The sequence below is a fragment of the Variovorax jilinensis genome, from assembly GCF_030316885.1.
GTDB classification, from domain to species: domain Bacteria; phylum Pseudomonadota; class Gammaproteobacteria; order Burkholderiales; family Burkholderiaceae_C; genus Variovorax; species Variovorax jilinensis.
On sequence record NZ_JASZYQ010000002.1, the window covers coordinates 191,377 to 208,322 of the forward strand.

Annotated in this window: 18 protein-coding genes; 7 read left to right on the forward strand and 11 right to left on the reverse strand. The window is 69.4% G+C overall.

Going from position 1 to position 16,946, the window contains the following annotated elements:
• Positions 1-62 precede the first annotated feature (62 nt).
• The 4 genes from QTH87_RS07970 to QTH87_RS07985 form a co-directional block, all read right to left on the reverse strand.
• Positions 63-1,250, reverse strand: coding sequence for a vWA domain-containing protein (locus tag QTH87_RS07970; protein ID WP_286608345.1), 1,188 nt, complete (start codon positions 1,248-1,250; stop codon positions 63-65).
• 6 nt (positions 1,251-1,256) lie between these two features.
• On the reverse strand, positions 1,257-1,883 hold the full coding sequence (locus tag QTH87_RS07975) for a GNAT family N-acetyltransferase (RefSeq protein WP_286608347.1): 627 nt from the start codon (positions 1,881-1,883) through the stop codon (positions 1,257-1,259).
• A 2-nt stretch (positions 1,884-1,885) separates the two neighbouring features.
• Positions 1,886-2,131: a hypothetical protein gene (locus QTH87_RS07980; RefSeq protein WP_286608349.1), complete on the reverse strand. Its 246-nt coding sequence runs from the start codon at positions 2,129-2,131 to the stop codon at positions 1,886-1,888.
• 168 nt (positions 2,132-2,299) lie between these two features.
• Positions 2,300-3,154: an AAA family ATPase gene (locus QTH87_RS07985; protein WP_286608351.1), complete on the reverse strand. Its 855-nt coding sequence runs from the start codon at positions 3,152-3,154 to the stop codon at positions 2,300-2,302.
• Between the two features lie 130 nt (positions 3,155-3,284).
• On the opposite strand from QTH87_RS07985, the gene QTH87_RS07990 reads away from it, so the two are divergent.
• On the forward strand, positions 3,285-3,965 hold the full coding sequence (locus QTH87_RS07990; RefSeq protein WP_286608353.1) for a c-type cytochrome: 681 nt from the start codon (positions 3,285-3,287) through the stop codon (positions 3,963-3,965).
• A 44-nt stretch (positions 3,966-4,009) separates the two neighbouring features.
• On the opposite strand, the gene QTH87_RS07995 is transcribed toward QTH87_RS07990, so the two are convergent.
• A complete protein-coding gene (locus QTH87_RS07995; protein ID WP_286608355.1) occupies positions 4,010-4,444 on the reverse strand; it encodes a DUF1841 family protein in 435 nt (144 codons plus the stop codon).
• A 56-nt stretch (positions 4,445-4,500) separates the two neighbouring features.
• Here QTH87_RS07995 and QTH87_RS08000 point away from each other — a divergent pair, with 56 nt between their 5' ends.
• The gene (locus QTH87_RS08000; RefSeq protein WP_286608357.1) at positions 4,501-5,253 is read left to right on the forward strand and encodes a class I SAM-dependent methyltransferase; all 753 of its coding nucleotides are present in this window, start codon (positions 4,501-4,503) and stop codon (positions 5,251-5,253) included.
• A gap of 36 nt (positions 5,254-5,289) precedes the next feature.
• A complete protein-coding gene (locus tag QTH87_RS08005) occupies positions 5,290-6,621 on the forward strand; it encodes a TAXI family TRAP transporter solute-binding subunit (RefSeq protein WP_286608358.1) in 1,332 nt (443 codons plus the stop codon).
• A 21-nt stretch (positions 6,622-6,642) separates the two neighbouring features.
• Here QTH87_RS08005 and QTH87_RS08010 read toward each other — a convergent pair whose 3' ends face one another.
• Positions 6,643-7,428 carry an IclR family transcriptional regulator domain-containing protein gene (locus tag QTH87_RS08010; protein ID WP_286608360.1) on the reverse strand — a complete coding sequence of 262 codons (786 nt, stop codon included), beginning with the start codon at positions 7,426-7,428 and terminating at the stop codon, positions 6,643-6,645.
• Positions 7,429-7,517: 89 nt separating this feature from the next.
• Here QTH87_RS08010 and QTH87_RS08015 point away from each other — a divergent pair, with 89 nt between their 5' ends.
• The 3 genes from QTH87_RS08015 to pcaF are packed head-to-tail and all read left to right on the forward strand — an operon-like array spanning position 7,518 to position 10,095.
• On the forward strand, positions 7,518-8,222 hold the full coding sequence (locus tag QTH87_RS08015; RefSeq protein ID WP_286608362.1) for a 3-oxoacid CoA-transferase subunit A: 705 nt from the start codon (positions 7,518-7,520) through the stop codon (positions 8,220-8,222).
• Entirely contained in the window at positions 8,219-8,869 is a 651-nt protein-coding gene (locus QTH87_RS08020; RefSeq protein WP_286608364.1) for a 3-oxoacid CoA-transferase subunit B, read from the forward strand. Before QTH87_RS08015 ends, QTH87_RS08020 begins: the two co-directional genes overlap by 4 nt.
• 20 nt (positions 8,870-8,889) lie before the next feature.
• Entirely contained in the window at positions 8,890-10,095 is a 1,206-nt protein-coding gene (gene pcaF / locus QTH87_RS08025; RefSeq protein ID WP_286608365.1) for a 3-oxoadipyl-CoA thiolase, read from the forward strand.
• Here pcaF and lhpI read toward each other — a convergent pair.
• Positions 10,092-11,027 (reverse strand): bifunctional Delta(1)-pyrroline-2-carboxylate/Delta(1)-piperideine-2-carboxylate reductase, encoded by a 936-nt coding sequence (gene lhpI, locus QTH87_RS08030; RefSeq protein WP_286608367.1) that lies wholly within the window; start codon positions 11,025-11,027, stop codon positions 10,092-10,094. The genes pcaF and lhpI overlap by 4 nt on opposite strands.
• 71 nt (positions 11,028-11,098) lie before the next feature.
• Here lhpI and QTH87_RS08035 point away from each other — a divergent pair, with 71 nt between their 5' ends.
• The gene (locus QTH87_RS08035; protein WP_286608368.1) at positions 11,099-11,857 is read left to right on the forward strand and encodes a sulfite exporter TauE/SafE family protein; all 759 of its coding nucleotides are present in this window, start codon (positions 11,099-11,101) and stop codon (positions 11,855-11,857) included.
• Between the two features lie 21 nt (positions 11,858-11,878).
• On the opposite strand, the gene QTH87_RS08040 is transcribed toward QTH87_RS08035, so the two are convergent.
• The 4 genes from QTH87_RS08040 to QTH87_RS08055 are packed head-to-tail and all read right to left on the reverse strand — an operon-like array spanning position 11,879 to position 16,902.
• Positions 11,879-12,379 (reverse strand): MarR family winged helix-turn-helix transcriptional regulator, encoded by a 501-nt coding sequence (locus QTH87_RS08040; protein WP_286608370.1) that lies wholly within the window; start codon positions 12,377-12,379, stop codon positions 11,879-11,881.
• Between the two features lie 40 nt (positions 12,380-12,419).
• Positions 12,420-14,150 (reverse strand): acyl-CoA dehydrogenase family protein, encoded by a 1,731-nt coding sequence (locus tag QTH87_RS08045; RefSeq protein ID WP_286608372.1) that lies wholly within the window; start codon positions 14,148-14,150, stop codon positions 12,420-12,422.
• 20 nt (positions 14,151-14,170) lie between these two features.
• The gene (locus tag QTH87_RS08050) at positions 14,171-15,916 is read right to left on the reverse strand and encodes a tannase/feruloyl esterase family alpha/beta hydrolase (protein WP_286608374.1); all 1,746 of its coding nucleotides are present in this window, start codon (positions 15,914-15,916) and stop codon (positions 14,171-14,173) included.
• Positions 15,913-16,902, reverse strand: coding sequence for a Bug family tripartite tricarboxylate transporter substrate binding protein (locus QTH87_RS08055; RefSeq protein WP_286608375.1), 990 nt, complete (start codon positions 16,900-16,902; stop codon positions 15,913-15,915). The genes QTH87_RS08050 and QTH87_RS08055 overlap by 4 nt, the downstream gene beginning before the upstream one ends.
• Positions 16,903-16,946 lie beyond the last annotated feature (44 nt).

Sequence of the window (16,946 nt, forward strand, 5' to 3'; positions counted from 1 at the left end):
CGGCCATTTTGACAGCATGCGTGCGGCCTTCCGGCCGCCGCGCGGGGCAGCGGACCGGGGCGCTACTTGGAGAGCAGGCGCATGGCGTCCTCGAGGCCGCGCAGGGTCAGCGGATACATGCGATGCGACACCAGCTGCTGCATCACGGCGATGCTCTGGCGGTACTGCCACACGCCCTGCGGCTCGGGATTGATCCAGGCGAATTTCGGGAAGGCGTGCGTCAGGCGCTGCATCCATTCGGCACCGGCTTCCTCGTTGTTGTATTCGACGCTGCCGCCGGGCTGCAGGATCTCGTAGGGACTCATGGTGGCATCGCCCACGAAGATCAGCTTGTAGTCCTTGTTGTACTTGCGAATGATGTCCCAGGTCGCGAACTTCTCGGAGAAGCGGCGCCGGTTGTTCTTCCACATGAAGTCGTACACGCAGTTGTGGAAGTAGTAGAACTCGAGGTGCTTGAATTCGGTCTTGACCGCCGAGAACAGCTCTTCCACGCGCTGGATGTGTTCGTCCATCGTGCCGCCGACGTCCATCAGCAGCAGCACCTTGACGTTGTTGTGGCGCTCGGGCCGCATCTTGATGTCGAGGTAGCCCGCGTTGGCCGCGGTCGAATGGATCGTGTCGTCGAGGTCGAGCTCTTCCTCGTGGCCCTCGCGCGCGAACTTGCGCAGGCGCCGCAACGCGATCTTGATGTTGCGGGTGCCGAGTTCCTGGCTGTCGTCGTAGTCCTTGTAGGCGCGCTGGTCCCAGACCTTGACCGCGCTCTTGTTCTTGCCGGCGCCGCCGATGCGCACGCCCTGCGGGTTGTAGCCGCCGTGGCCGAAGGGCGAGGTGCCGCCGGTGCCGATCCACTTGCTGCCGCCTTCGTGGCGCTCCTTCTGTTCCTCGAAGCGCTTCTTGAGCGTCTCCATGAGCTCGTCCCAGCCCATCTTCTCGATCTTGGCCTTCTCCTCGGCCGTGAACTCGCGCTCGAGCGTCTTGCGCAGCCAGTCGAGCGGTACTTCCTTGGTGAAGTCGGCCAGCATCTCGACGCCCTTGAAGTAGGCGGCGAAGGCGCGGTCGAACTTGTCGTAGTGCTTCTCGTCCTTGACGAGCGCGGTGCGCGAGAGGTAGTAGAAGTCGTCGAGGCCGTAGGCGCCGTCGGAGTTCGGGCCCACCACGTCGGCCTGCAGGGCCTCGAGCAGCGTCAGGTATTCCTTGACCGAAACCGGCAGCTTGGCCGAGCGCAGCGTGTAGAAGAAGTCGATCAGCATGGCGAATCACTCCCTGGGCGAAGATGCGTTCGACGAGGCCGGGCGGGGCTTGTCAAGCAGGTAGTTCAGCTGCGCCCTGACCTCTGGCCATTCGCCCGCGCGCAGGCTGTACATCACGGTGTCGCGGATGGTGCCGTCGCGCCGCAGCGCGTGGCCGCGGATCACGCCGTCCTTCCTGGCCCCGAGCCGCTCGATCGCCTGCTGCGACGCATGGTTGAAGTTGTCGGTGCGCCAGCCCACCACATGGCAGCCGAGCGCATCGAAGGCATGCGTGAGCATCAGCAGCTTGCAGGTGGTGTTGACGTGGGTGCGCTGGCAACGCCTGGCATACCAGGTGTAGCCGATCTCGACCCGCTTCACAGCGGGCAGGATGTCGTGGAAGCTGGTGCTGCCGAGCACGGTGCCGCTGGCCTCGTCGGTGACGGCGAAGGCGAAGCGGTTGCCATCCTCGCGCATCTGCAGCGCGGATTCGATGTAGCCGCGGGTGTCCTTGGGCTCGGGCACCGAGGTGACGCGGATGTTCCAGAGTTCGCCGTCGGCCGCCGCGGCGCGCAGGCCTTCCTCGTGCGCCAGCGACAGCGGCACCAGTGCGATGCCGCGCGACCGCAGCGTGACGGGCTCGACGAATGCCATGCTCAGCTCCCCGGGGGACCGTACTTGCGCGTGTACCAGGCGCGCGCGATCTGGACGCCGCCGCCACCGCCGAGGCCGATCAGCAGGATGCCGAAGATGGCCTTGTTGTCGTAGCCGCCGGGGCCGAAGGCGTCGAGCCCGAGCTGCAGGCCGACCCAGCGGCCCAGCAGCGCGCCGGCCACGAACAGCACGGCCTGCGCCACGCCCAGCAGCAGCAGCTGCGAAGTCGGATGCCGACCGTTGCTCATCGGTACCCCCACGCTCGGCACTTCGTGTCCTCGATGCCCCCCGAGGGGGCGCGAGCTTGCTCGGGGCGGCCCAGCGCGGCGCTCATCGGCACCCCCACGCTCGGCACTTCGTGTCCTCGCTGCCCCCCGAGGGGGTGCGAGCTTGCTCTGGGCGGCCCAGCGCGGCGCTCATCGGTTGTTGCGCTGCATGAAGACGAGCTTCTCGAACAGGGTCACGTCCTGTTCGTTCTTGAGCAGTGCGCCGACCAGCGGGGGCACCGCGACCTTGTCGTCCTTGCTCTGCAGCGCCTCGAGCGGGATGTCCTCGGCCACCAGCAGCTTGAGCCAGTCGAGCAGCTCGGAGGTGGAAGGCTTCTTCTTCAGGCCGGGCAGGTTGCGCACGTCGTAGAAGGTCTTCATCGCGGCCGTCAGCAGTTCCTGCTTGAGGCCCGGGAAGTGCACCGCGACGATGCTCTTCATCGTCTCGGCATCGGGGAACTTGATGTAGTGGAAGAAGCAGCGGCGCAGGAAGGCGTCGGGCAGTTCCTTCTCGTTGTTCGAGGTGATGAACACCACCGGCCGGTGCTTGGCGCGGATGAGCTCGCGGGTCTCGTAGCAATAGAACTCCATGCGGTCGATCTCGCGCAGCAGGTCGTTCGGGAATTCGATGTCCGCCTTGTCGATCTCGTCGATCAGCAACGCCACCGGCTGGTCGGCCGTGAAGGCCTGCCACAGCACGCCCTTCACGATGTAGTTGTGGATGTCGCTGACGCGCTCGCCGCCGTCGAGGTCCTTGAGCTGCGAATCGCGCAGCCGGCTCACGGCATCGTATTCGTAGAGGCCCTGCTGCGCCTTGGTGGTCGACTTGATGTGCCACTGGAGCAGCGGCAGGCCGAGCGCCTGGGCCACTTCCTCGGCCAGCATGGTCTTGCCGGTGCCGGGCTCGCCCTTGACCAGCAGCGGGCGCTTGAGCGTGATGGCGGCATTGACCGCGAGCATCAGGTCCTGAGTGGCGACGTAGTTGTCTGAACCCTTGAATTTCATGGATGGTCGAGAAGCGGAGGGTGGTTGAAAGAACACAACATCGATCGTTCGCTGGCGGGGTGCTCAAAGAGCCCCCATATAATCAAATGTTGATTTGAAACAAGTAGCTCCACGAGATTGTGCGCGCAAAATGAACAAGTTGTTGACCACGATGTTTGCCCTCGCTGTCGCCTGCGTGACGTTCTCGGCGCAGGCCCAGAAGATCACCGGCAATGCTGAAGCGGGCGCGAAGAAGATCGCGATGTGCGTGGGCTGCCACGGCATCATCGGCTACCAGGCGAGCTTTCCCGAGGTCCACAAGGTGCCCATGATCGCGGGCCAGAGCGCCACCTACATCGCCTCCGCGCTCACGCAGTACAAGGGCGGCGAGCGGCGCCACCCCACGATGCGCGCGATCGCCGACACGCTCAGCGAACAGGACATCGCCGATCTCGCGGCCTACTACAGCACGCTCGGCCTGAAGGAAGGCGACGCGCCGCCGGCCACGCCCAAGGCAGCCAGCGCCACGGTTCAGGCCCTGATCGCGCGTGACAAGGACAACGCCTGCACCAAGTGCCACGGCGCCAACTTCAACACGCCCAACGACGGCACCGTGCCCAAGCTCGCGGGCCAGTACGCCGACTACCTCTTCGTCGCGCTCAAGTCGTACAAGGCACAGCCCCACGCGCAGATCGGCCGTTCCAACGGCGTGATGAGCGGCCAGGCCAAGAAGTTCACCAACGCCGAGCTCAAGGAGCTCTCCTCGTACATCGCCTCGCTGCCCGGCGAGCTCAAGACGGTGCCCGAGTCGCGCTTTCATCGCGCCGACTGAGTCGCCCGGAACTCTCTTTGAAAGCCCGCTCGCAGCGGGCTTTTTCAATCCCGCGTCGCGCGGCGCTGGACGCAGGCGATGTATGCATCGCCGTCGGGTGGTCGGCCCGCGCGCTGGCTCTCCCACATCATCTGGCCCAGGCATTCCATGGCCTCGTGGTGGGCGTCGAGCAGCGAATCGCGGCGCGCCGCCAGCAGTTCGACCGCCTGCCGGATGCCGCGAGGCTGGTCGATCGAGCATTGCTCGCTGATCGACAGATGCATCGACAGGTGAAGGAAGGGGTTCTCGCGCCCGTCCTTGCCGTCGTAGACGCGGGCCACTGCAGCATCGGCATCGGCCAGGTCGGCGTGGTATTCGGGATGCTCGTCGATCCAGCGGCTGGCGATGATCTCGAGCGCTTCCATCGGCGCGCCGCGGCGGCTCTTGGCGAAGACGTCGCAGAAGAAACGACGTACTTCCTCTTGGGAGGGATTGAACATCGGTCGAGATTAGCACCGGCGTCCGGGCGCTTGCGCGGCGTGTCCATAATCCCCCGATGCAAGAACCGACGCCCGCGATCCTTCCGCCCCACGCGCCGCTCGCCGACTACTACGGCGACGAGGAAGAGCACCAGCGCTACCTTCGGCGCATCTTCGACGACACCGCGCCCGACTACGACCGCATCGAGCGCGTGCTGGCGCTCGGCTCCGGCCCCTGGTATCGGCGCTCCGCGCTGCAGCGGGCCGGCCTGCAGCCGGGCGCCGAGGTGCTCGACGTCGGCATCGGCACCGGCCTGGTGGCGCGCGAGGCGCTGACGCTGATCGGTGCGGCCGGCCGCCTGGTGGGCGTCGATCCGAGCCCCGGAATGATGGGGCAGGTCGCGCTGCCCGGCGTCGAACTGGTGCGCGGGCGCGCCGAGGCGCTGCCGCGGGCGGATGCCAGCAGCGACTTCCTGAGCATGGGCTATGCGCTGCGCCACATCGCCGACGTGCACGCGGCCTTTGCCGAGTTTCATCGCGTGCTGCGACCGGGCGGTCGCCTGGTGGTCCTCGAGATCACGAAGCCCGAGGGCCGTGTCGGCACCGCGGTGCTCAAGGGCTACATGCGCGGCGTGGTGCCGCTGATCGCCAAGGTGGTCGCGCGCGGCCACGACACCGCCGAGCTGTGGCGCTACTACTGGGACACGATCGAGGCCTGCATCGCGCCGGCATCGGTGCTCGAGGCGCTGCGCGAGGCGGGCTTCGAGGACGTGCAGCGGCACACCGAGCTCGGCATCTTCTCCGAGTACACCGCGCGCAAGCCGGGCTGAGCGACACGCGCGGTCCGGACCATGAAGAAGCCGACCATGCCCACCCTGCCGACCGGCCGGCGGCTGTTCGTCTGGCTTCTGGGCATCGCCGTCCTCACGGCCGCCATCTGGCTCGTGGTGCGCTACGTGAGCCCGGCGCCGCCGCGCTCGCTCGTGATGAGCACGGGCACCGTCGACGGCGCCTACCACCGCTTCGGCCAGCGCTATCAGGAGGTCCTGCGGGCCAACGGCATCCGGCTCGACTTGCGGCCTTCGAGCGGTGGCGTGGAGAACCTGCAGCGGCTCGACGACGGCGAGGTCGCGGTCGGGTTCGTGCAGGGCGGCACCGGCCTGCTGGCGCAGCAGCCCGACGCCTCGCCCGACGCCACGCCGCTGCGCTCGCTGGCGACCGTGGCCTACGAGCCGGTCTGGATCTTCAGCCGCGGGCTCGACCTGTCGAAGGGCCTGGCCCCGCTCGGCGGCAGGCGCGTGGCGATCGGAGTCCCCGGCAGCGGCAACAGCCAAGTCGCGACCGAGTTGCTCGCGCTCTACGGCGTCGGCCCCGACAAGCCACCGGGCACCACCGTCGTCAACGATGGCGGCATGGCGGCCGCCGACATGCTGCTCGCAGGCCGGATCGACGCTGCGATCGTGATCGCCGCACCGCAGGCGCCCGCGGTGCAGAAGCTGCTGGCCGATGGCAGCGTGCAGCTGGCGTCGCTCGATCACGTGCAGGGGCTGGCACGGCGCCTGCCGTTCTTCCAGACCGTGACGCTCAAGCGCGGCTCGGTCGACCCGCAGCGCGACCTGCCACCGAAGGACATCGAGCTGCTGGCGACCACCGCCAACCTGGTGGTGCGCGACGAGATTCATCCGGCGCTGGCCTACCTGCTGCTGGAGGCCGCGCGGCAGGTCCATCACCAGCCCAGCATCATCAGTCGCCCCGGCGATTTCCCGAGCCCGACGGGCACCGACTTTCCCCTGGCGACCGAAGCCGAGCGCTACTTCAAGAACGGCCGCCCCTTCCTCCAGGCTTATCTGCCTTTCTGGATCGCGAACTACGCGCAGCGGCTGCTGCTGCTGCTGGTGCCGCTCGCAGCGATCCTCGTGCCGCTGATGCGCGTGCTGCCCGCGATGATCGCGTGGCGCCGCCAGAGCCGGCTCTATCGCCGTTACGGCGAGCTCAAGTTCCTCGAGCAGGAGCTGGCCTCGCGCGAACTGGACGACCACGAGCGCCAGCAGGCCCGCATGCGGCTGGATCAGATCGAGGACGAGGTGGTCCGCTCGAAATTCCCGCTCGACTTCACGGACCGCGTCTACACCTTGCGCCAGCACGTGGACTACGTGCGTGCGCAGCTGCAGCGGCAGTCGGAGCGCAAACGGGCCTGAGCCTCGCGCGCCGAGCGCCCTTCAGAGCATGCGCGAGATTTCCTGCGCGGACGCCAGCAGCGCCGGCAGCATGCTCTCCTGCATCAGCCGGGCGCTGGTGCGGTTGGCCTGGCCGCTGATGTTGAGCGCCGCCACGGTGCGCCCGGTGCGGTCGACGATCGGCGCGGCGATCGAGATCAGCCCTTCCTCCAGCTCCTGGTTCACCAGGCACCAGCCCTGGCGCCGCGCCTGCGCCACTTTGGCGACGAGGGCGTCGATGTCGGTCACCGTGTGCCTGGTGCAGGCTTCGAGCGCCGAGCCCTCGAGCCGCGCGCGGAGTTCGTCTGCACCGAGGTCGGCCAGCAGCAGCCGGCCCATCGAGGTGCAGTAGGCCGGTAGCCGCGAGCCCACGCCGAGGCCGATGCGCATGATCTTCTGCGTCGGCACGCGCATCACGTAGACGATGTCGGTGGCGTCGAGCACCGCGGCCGAGCACGACTCCTGCACCTGCCGCACCAGCGCCTCCATCACGGGCTCGGCGCGGTTCCAGATCGGCATCGACGACAGGTAGGCAAAGCCGAGGTCGAGGATGCGCGGCGTCAGCGCGAAGTGCTTGCCGTCGTTGTCGACGTAGCCCAGGGTCTGCAGCGTGAGCAGGATGCGGCGGGCACCCGCGCGGGTGAGGCCGGTGGCTTCGGCCACCTCGCTGAGCGTCTGGCGCGGCGCGCTGGCGCTGAACGAGCGGATCACCTGCAGGCCGCGCGCGAAGGACTGCACGTAGCTGTCGCCCGGTTCGGGTGCGAGCGCCTGTTTCTGATGGGTTGCCATGGGGGATGATGTTGCCTAGAATTCATTCTACGAACAAAAGTTCGTATTGCGAACAAATTCCGCGCATTTGCGCACCAGCGGATCTCCTCATGATCAACAAGATCGCCGACTCGGTGGCGCAGGCCATGGCCGGCATTGCCGACGGCGCCACGGTGCTGATCGGCGGCTTCGGCACCGCCGGCATCCCGAACGAACTCATCGACGGCCTGATCGACCAGGGCGCACGCGAGCTCACGGTGGTCAACAACAACGCGGGCAACGGCGAAGCCGGCCTGGCCGCGCTGCTCAAGGCCGGGCGCGTGCGCAAGATCATCTGCAGCTTTCCGCGCCAGGCCGACAGCCAGGTCTTCGACGGCCTCTACCGCACCGGCCGGGTCGAGCTCGAACTCGTGCCGCAGGGCAACCTGGCCGAGCGCATCCGCGCCGCCGGTGCCGGCATCGGCGCCTTCTTCTGCCCCACCGGATTCGGCACGCCGCTGGCAGAGGGCCGCGAGACGCGCGAGATCGACGGCAGGCACTACGTGCTGGAATATCCGATCCACGGCGACGTCGCGTTGATCAAGGCCGAGCGCGGCGACCGCTGGGGCAACCTGGTCTATCGCAAGGCGGCGCGCAACTTCGGTCCCGTGATGGCCATGGCCTCGCGGCGCACCATCGCCACGGTGCACGAGATCGTCGAGCTCGGCGCGCTCGACCCCGAGGCCATCGTCACGCCCGGCATCTTCGTGCGCAGCATCGTCCGCGTCGAGCGCGTGGCGACCGCGGGCGGCGGATTCGTGAGGAAGGCGGCATGAACGCGTCCGACTTCACTCGACGCACCAAGGACCAGCTCGCCGCCCGGGTGGCCCGGGACATCTTCGACGGCGCGATCGTCAACCTCGGCATCGGCCAGCCGACGCTGGTGGCCAACCATCTGCCCGCCGGCCGCGAGGTGATCCTGCACAGCGAGAACGGCATCCTCGGCATGGGCCCGGCCGCAGGCGAGGGCGACGAGGACTTCGACCTCATCAACGCCGGCAAGCAGCCGGTCACGCTGCTGCCCGGCGGCGCCTTCTTCCACCACGCCGACAGCTTCGCGATGATGCGCGGCGGCCACCTCGACATCTGCGTGCTCGGCGCCTTCCAGGTGTCGGCCACGGGCGACCTGGCCAACTGGAGCACCGGCGAGGCCGGCGCGATCCCCGCGGTCGGCGGCGCCATGGACCTGGCGGTCGGTGCCCGGCAGACCTGGGTCATGATGGACCTGCTGACCAAGAAGGGCGAGAGCAAGGTCGTCGCCAGCTGCAGCTATCCGCTGACCGGCGTCGGCTGCGTGAAGCGCATCTACAGCGATCTCGCGACGCTCGAATGTTCGCCCTCGGGCCTCAGGCTGATCGACACGGTCGACGGCCTCGGCCGCGAGCAACTCCAAAACCTGATCGGCCTGCCGATCGCTCCCTGAAACCCCAAGGAAGACAAACCATGAGCAACCAGGCATTCATCTGCGACGCGATTCGCACCCCCTTCGGCCGCTATGGCGGCGCGCTCTCGAGCGTGCGCACCGACGACCTCGGCGCCGTGCCGCTCAGGGCGCTGATGGAACGCAACAAGGGCGTCGACTGGCAGGCCGTGACCGACGTGCTCTACGGCTGCGCCAACCAGGCCGGCGAGGACAACCGCAACGTCGCGCGCATGTCGGCGCTGCTGGCCGGCCTGCCGATCGAGGTCGGCGGTGGCACCATCAACCGCCTGTGCGGCTCGGGGCTGGACGCCATCGGCACCGCGTCGCGTGCCATCAAGGCTGGCGAGTCGGGCCTGATGATCGCGGGCGGCGTCGAGAGCATGAGCCGCGCACCCTTCGTGATGCCGAAGGCCGAGAGCGCGTTCAGCCGCAGCAACGCGGTCTACGACACCACGATCGGCTGGCGCTTCGTCAACAAGCTCATGAAGGCGCAGTACGGCATCGACTCGATGCCCGAGACCGCCGAGAACGTGGCGACCGACTACAAGATCGAGCGCGAGGCGCAGGACAGGATGGCGCTGGCCTCGCAGCAGCGCGCCGTGGCGGCGCAGAAGTCGGGCTTCTTCGATGCCGAGATCGTGCCGGTTCCGGTGCCGCAGAAGAAGGGCGACCCGATCCTCGTCGACAAGGACGAGCACCCGCGCGAGACCAGCCTCGAGGCGCTGGCCAGGCTCAAGCCGATCGTGCGTGCCGACGGCACGGTCACGGCGGGCAATGCCAGCGGCGTCAACGACGGCGCGGTCGCACTGCTGCTGGCCGACGAAGCCAGTGCCGCGAAGCATGGCCTGACGCCGCGCGCCCGCGTGGTCGGCATGGCGGTTGCGGGCGTGGCGCCGCGCATCATGGGCATCGGCCCGGCGCCGGCAACCCAGAAGGTGCTTGCACAGACAGGCCTCAGGCTCGACCAGATCGACGTCATCGAGCTCAACGAGGCCTTCGCGGCCCAGGGCCTCGCGGTGCTGCGCCTGCTCGGCCTCGCAGACGACGACGCACGCGTCAACATCAACGGCGGCGCGATCGCGCTGGGCCATCCGCTGGGTGCCAGCGGCGCGCGCCTCGCGACCACCGCGATCAACCAGCTGCACAAGGGCGGCGGCCGCTACGCGCTGTGCACGATGTGCATCGGCGTCGGGCAGGGCATCGCGCTCATCCTCGAACGCGTCTAGGCCTCCACGCTGCGCCACACCAGCGTGGCCGCTGCCAGGTCCTCGAGCGCGCTGCCGACGGCCTTGAAGACGGTGCGCTCGTCGGTGGTGCGGCGGCCCGGCCGCTCGCCGCGGCACAGTTGCGCGAGGTTGGCCTCGATGTCCTCGACGGCGAGCGTGCCGGCCGCGAACGCGTCGAGCAGATCGCCGGCCTTGGCAGGTGCCTCGTCGGTATCGACGAAGACGCGCGCGTTCGCGAAGCAGGCCGGATCGGCCTCGGTCATGGCGGGCGTGAAGCTGCCGATCAGGTCGAGGTGCGAGCCCGGGGCCAGCCATTCCCCGCGCACCAGCGGCGCGTTGGCGAGCGTGGCGCAGCTGACGATGTCGGCGCCTTTCACTGCGGCGCCCAGGTCGTCCACCGCTTCGGCCTCCCAGCCCGCCGCGCGCCATTGCGCCGCAAGCGTGCGCGCGCCCTCGGCGCGGTGGTTCCACACCCGGAGCCTGCGGATCGGCCGCACGCTCGCATGCGCCTGCGGCAGCAGCTGCGCCACGCGACCGGTGCCCAGCACCAGCAGCGTCGAGGCGTCCTCGCGCGCAAGGAAGTCGGCGCCCAGTGCGGCCGCGGCCGCCGTGCGTCGCGCCGTGATCTCGTTGCCGTCGATCTGCGCGAGCGGCACGCCGGTGCGCGCGTCGTAGAGCACGTAGGTCGCGTGCAGTCCGGGCAGGCCTCGGGTGCCGTTGGCCGGATAGATGTTGACGGTCTTGATGCCCAGGAAGCCGGCGTCGCTCCAGGCCGGCATGATCAGCACCGTGCCCTTTTCTTCGCCGGCGCCGACCGTGTGGACGTGGCGTGCGGGCACCGTGGCCTGGCCCGCGAAGGCCCCGCGCAGGGCGGGCACCAGGCGGCCGAAGTCCAGCGCTGCGCGGGTTCGGTCGGCATCGAGGATCAGCATGGGTCGGATGTCGCGAGAGTGTGAACGTGGAGAATGTAGCGCCGCAACCGCACGCCGACCCGCTCATCGCCTTGAACCTCCCGATCATCACCGACCCGCATTTCTATGCGGTCGCCATTCCGGCCGTGCTCCTGCTCGGCGTCAGCAAGAGCGGCTTCGGCGCCGGCTTCGGTTCGCTCGCCGTGCCGCTGCTGGCGCTCGCGGTCAGCGTGCCGCAGGCCGCGGCCATCCTCATGCCGGTGCTGCTGCTGATGGACCTGCTCGGCGTCGCCGCCTTCCGGCGCGACTTCGATCGCGCGCTGCTGTGGTTCCTGATTCCCTGCGGCCTGGTCGGCACCCTGATCGGCGCATTGCTGTTCAAGGTGCTGGCGGCCCACACGGTGGCCGGCATCGTCGGTGTCTTCACGCTGATCTTCCTTGCGCAGCGCCTGCTGTTCCCGCCGCGCCCCGATGATCCGATGCCCTCGAAGGTGGGCGGCGCGGTGCTGACCACCATCGGCGGCTTCACGAGCTTCATCGCGCATGCGGGCGGGCCGCCGGTCAATGCCTACCTGATACCGCTGCGCCTCAGCCCGGTGGTCTTCACCGCCACCATGGCCTATTTCTTCTTCGTCGTGAATCTGAGCAAGTGGGTGCCCTATGCCTGGCTCGGCCTGCTCGACTGGCGCAACATGGCGACCTCGCTGGTGCTGCTGCCGTTCGCGCCGCTCGGCGTCTGGGTCGGCATTCGCGTGGCACGCACCATCGAGCCCACCTGGTTCTACCGCTTCGTCTACCTCGGCATGCTGCTCACGGGACTCAAGCTGTGCTGGGACGGCTTCCTGGCCTGAGTGCCGCGGCGCCGAACCCCGCTACAGGTACATCTTCTGCAGCAGCCGGATCAGCGTCTCGCGCTCGCGCGGCGTGAGCCGGGCGCTGGCGTCGGTCTCGAGCTGCACCACGGTCTGCTCGGCCTCGCGCACCAGCGCCTCGCCGGCTGGCGTGAGGTGCAGGCCGATGGCACGGCCGTCGTGCGGATGCGGGCGACGCTCGATCAGGCCGCGGCTGTCCATGGTGGCGATCAGGCTCACGAGATTGGGCGGCAGGATGTCGAGCGTGGAGCACAGCTGGCGCGAGGTGGCGCCCGGGTTGTGAGCGATCAGCGACAGCACCGAGAAGTCGACCTGCTTGAGGCCATAGGCCGCCATGCGTTCGGCGAACACCTGGCTCACGATCAGCCAGGCGCGGCGCGCGTTGTAGCCGACCAGGGTCTCGAGCACGCGGGTGTCGAGGCGGTCGTGGCGCTCGGGCCGCGGCGGGGCCGCAGCCGCGCCGGTGGTGGAAGAGGTGGTTTTCTTGCGGGAAGCGGCCATGCGCCGAGCGTAACCGTGTGCGCCTGCAGATGGCTGACGTTCAGGCTGCAGCCGCTCGGGCGACCACGGCGTCGCAGGCACGCTTGACGATGCCGAGCCGCAGTTCGAACTCCGGCAGCACCCAGCGCCGGAAGGCCGCGGCCGGGTCCGACCAGCGGCAGTCGTCCGGTGGGGCCGCGCGTTCGATGCGGGCCCATGCCCAGGCCAGCATGGCAAGCATCACGATGCGCAGGTAGTCGTCGGCCAACTCGTAGGGCAGCACGGGATCGGCCTGCGCGGCCATGGCGATCGTGGTGGTCAGATAGCGCAGCTGCGCCAGCCGGCGCTGCACGTCGGCGTCGATGTCGCGCGCGGCGTCCAGTTCGTCGCGCAGCTCGACCAGCAGCGCCGACATGCCGGTGCCGCCATCCGCGAGCACCTTGCGCACGAGCAGGTCGATGGCCTGGATCTCGTTGGTGCCCTCGTAGATCATGCTCACGCGCGAATCGCGCAGCACCTGCTCGATGCCCCATTCGCGCACGTAGCCATGGCCGCCGAAGACCTGCAGGCATTCGCTCGCGCCATGGAAGGCCTGGTGGCTGCAGGCGGCCTTGAGCACCGGCGTGACCAGCGCGCACCAGCGCTGCGCGCGTTCGCGCTGCTTCGGATCGGCGTCGTGGCGGGCGACGTCGAGCTGCACCGCGCTGCGGTAGGCGATCAGGCGGGCGCCGTCGATCCAGGCGCGCTGGGTGTCGAGGATGCGGCGGATGGCGGGATGCTCGGCCACCAGGTCGGCCGCCTCGGCGCCGCGGCTGGCCGGCACCGGGCCGGGCGCGCGCATCTGGCGCCGCTCGCGTGCATAGGCGTCGGCCTTCTGCCAGGCGGCGTCGAGCAGGCCGATGCCCTGCAGTGCGGTGTGCAGGCGCGCCGCGTTCATCATCACGAACATCGCGGCCAGGCCACGATTGGGCTCGCCGATCAGCCAGCCGGTGGCGTCGTCGAAGCGCATCGCGCAGGTCGGGCTGCCGTGCAGGCCCATCTTGTGCTCGATGCGGTCGCAATGCACCGCGTTGCGCGCGCCATCGGGCAGGAACTTGGGCACGAGCGCGAGCGACAGGCCCTTGGGGCCGGCCGGTGCGTCGGGCAGCCGGCACAGCACCAGATGGACGATGTTGTCGCTGAGGTCGTGCTCGCCGCCCGAGATGAAGATCTTGGCGCCAGTGACGCGAAGGCTGCCGTCGGCCTGCTGCAGCGCGCGCGTGCGCACCTGGCCGAGGTCGCTGCCGGCATGGGCCTCGGTGAGGCACATGGTGGCCAGCCACTCGCCGCTCGCGATCTTCGGCAGGTAGCGCTGCTTCAGGTCGTCGCTGCCGTGGTGCTTCAGGCATTCATAGGCGCCGTGCAGCAGCACCGGCGCCATCGCGAAGCCGTGGTTGGCGGCGTTGAGCCATTCGAACAGCACCGCGCCGAACAGCTCGGGCAGGCCCTGGCCGCCGTCCTCCGGCGCCGCCAGCAGCGCCGGCCAGCCCGCGTCGACGAAGGCGCGATAGGCGTCGCGAAAGCCCGGCGGCGTGGTCACCGCGCCGGCGTCGAAGCGGCAGCCGATCTCGTCGCCGTCGCGGTTGCAGGGCGCGATCACCTCGGCCATGAACTTGCCGGCCTCCTCGAGCACCTGCGCCTGCAGGTCCTGGTCGATCTCGGCGAAGGCAGGCAGCCGGCGCAGGCGCGGCACGGCCTCGAGCACGCGGTCGAGCAGGAAGCGGATGTCGTCGGGGCGCGGTTGGTAGTTCATGGCGTCTGGGTGAAGGGGCCTCAGGACGCAGGCGGCCGGCAGGCAAAGCTCGCCGCGCTCTCGGCGTCGCCGCCCTGGTAGCGGGCCACCAGGGGATAGGGGCAGAGCGGTCGCGTGCGGCGCGCCGACCAGCTGGCCGGCAGCTCGGGATTGACGACCGCGGTGCCGGGGCCGCGCGCGCTCGCGATCACCGAGTCTGGCGCCTGGCCCTGCTCGACCCAGTCGACCAGGGGCCCGAGCATGTCGAACTGGTCGGTGGCCGGGCCGCCCGAGCAATGGTTCATGCCCGGTACCGGGAAATAGCGCACGAAGCCCGAGGCATCGCCGCCGTTTCGCTGCTGCAGGCCCTGGTACCAGGCGGCCGTGTCGTCGGCCGAGAACACCGGGTCGCTGGTGCCGTGGTAGACCATCATCTTCGCGCCGCGCGCGCGCAGCTGCGCGAGCTGGGTGGCATTGGGCGGCGACATGAAGGTCATCGCGGACTCGCGGTAGAGCCCGTCGGTGGCGTCGATCAGCGGCGCATCGCGGTCCATGTCGAAGCCGAGGGCAAAGGCCAGGCCGCCCGCGCGCGCGTGCAGCGGCGGCGACGTGAAGATGTAGGCCACGGCGCCCGGGTCGCGGGTCTGCGAGCTGCCGAACTTCCATTCGCGCCAGTTGGCGCCGCCGATTCCGGCATCGAACGGAAAGCTGCTGTAGAGCGGCTTGCTGGCACTGTTCTGCGCGCCCGCGAACACGCGCTCGAGCGCGGTCTTGCGCGCCGCACTGAGGCACTGCCCGTCGCGCACGTCGCTGCCGCAGGTGGGCACGTCGCGCTGCAGGTCGAAGTTCGCCTTGCAGGCCTGCAGGTCGGCGACGATGCCGTCCGCCAGGCCGTCGAGCGCATCGCAGCGCGCCAGCACGCGGTCGGCCACCAGCTTGAGCTCGGCGGGCGTGAAGGCCGATTCGAGCTCGGGCAGGCCCGCCGCGTTGGTGGCCGTGGCCACCTTCGCGTATTGCTGCGCGCCATAGAGCTGCGCCACCGCGGCGCGCGGCAGGTTGAAGCCCGGATTGCCCGCGAGGATGCCGTCGAAGCCACCGGTCGAGCGGGCCGCGGCCACCATCGCGTGGCGGCCGCCGTTGGAGCAGCCGCCGATGTAGGAGCGATCGGGCCCGCGGCCGTAGGCCTGCGTGATCAGGTGGCGCGCAAGCGGCGTGAGCTGCGCGACCGCGTTGTAGCCGTAGTCGCGCCGCGCCTGCGGATCGAGGCCGAAGCGCGGGCCGAGCGCGCCGGCGTGGCCGGCATCGGAACTGATCACCGCGAAGCCCTTGCGCAGCGCGCTGTCCACGGGCGCGCCGCCGCCGATGCCGCCGATCGCCGGCACCACGGCACCATCGAGTCCGCCGTTCGCCTGATAGAAGAAGCGGCCGTTCCATTCCACCGGCAGCCGCATCTCGAAGCCGATCGCATAGGTGTTGCCGTCGACCGCGCTCACGCGCTGCTGAAGGTGGCCCTGCACGAGGCAGTGCGCGGGGGCGGGCATCTGGGCATTGCCGACCGCGACCGGACCCGGCGGCAGCGCCACCACGCGCGTGTAGACCACGCCCTGCGCCGCGGCCCGATCGGCCAGCTCGCCGCAGGCCAGCAGCTGCCCGGGGCGCGCGGCTCCGAGCTTGGGTGAAGCCGAGGCCGACGGCGCCTGCGGGGCATTCGAGCCGCAGGCCGACAAGGCCAGCGCCAGCGCGGCCGTTGCGGCTCCGCGGCGGGCCGAACTCGCGTCCGCGCTCATGATTCGGCCGTGAAGCCGATCTTCTTGACCAGCGGCGCCCAGCGCTCGGATTCGCTCTGGATCGACTTGCGCATCTCCTCGGGCGTGGAGCCGCTTGCCACCAGGCCGACCGAGAACAGGCCGTCGACGATGGCCGGGTCCTTGAGCGCGGCCGTGATGGCGGCGTTGGCGCTGGCGATCACCGCGGGCGGCGTCTTGGCCGGCGCGAGGAAGCCGAACCATTCCTCGGCCACCAGTTCCGGGAAGCCCTGCTCGGCGAAGGTCGGCACGTCGGGCAGGTAGGGTGCACGCTTGCTGCCCGAGGTCGCGAGCACGCGCAGCTTGCCGGCCTTGACGAAGGGCAGGTAGTCGCCCGATGTCGTCACGCTCGATGCGATCTGGCCACCGACCACGTCGTTCACGGCCGGCAGCGAGCCGCGGTACGGCACGTGCTTGAGGTCGGCGCCGCTGTTGATCGCCAGCAGCGCGCCCAGGAAGTGCGGCGTCGATCCCGCGCCCGGCGAGCCGTAGCTGGCTTCCTTGGGATTGGCCTTGGCCCAGGCGATGTAGTCCTTGAGCGTCTTCACGCTGGCCGGCACCATCGGACCTACCGCCAGGCCGTGCGTCATGACCGCGCCCACCGAGACCGGCGCGAAGTCGCTCACGGCGTAGTTGAGCTTGCTGTAGATGTGCGGATAGGTCGACAGCGCCGAGGCCTGCGCAAGCGCGAGCACCGAGCCGTCGGCCGGCGAATTCTTGAGCGTCTCGAGCGCGATGCGTCCGCCCGCGCCGGGACGGTTGTCGACCACGGCGGCGTTGGTCGTGTAGGCGCTGCCCGCGAGCTTCTCGCCGACGCGGCGCGCCACGCTGTCGCCTGCACTGCCCGCCGGGAAGCCGTAGAGGATCTTGACCTGGTTGACCGCCTGCGCGAGCGCGGCGAGCGGATGCAGGGCGCCGAGGGCGGCAGCGCTGCCGAGGACTTGGACGAAGTGGCGTCGCGTGGTCATGGTGCTTGTCTCCTGTGGGGTTCTTCGATCGATGGGGATGAGGG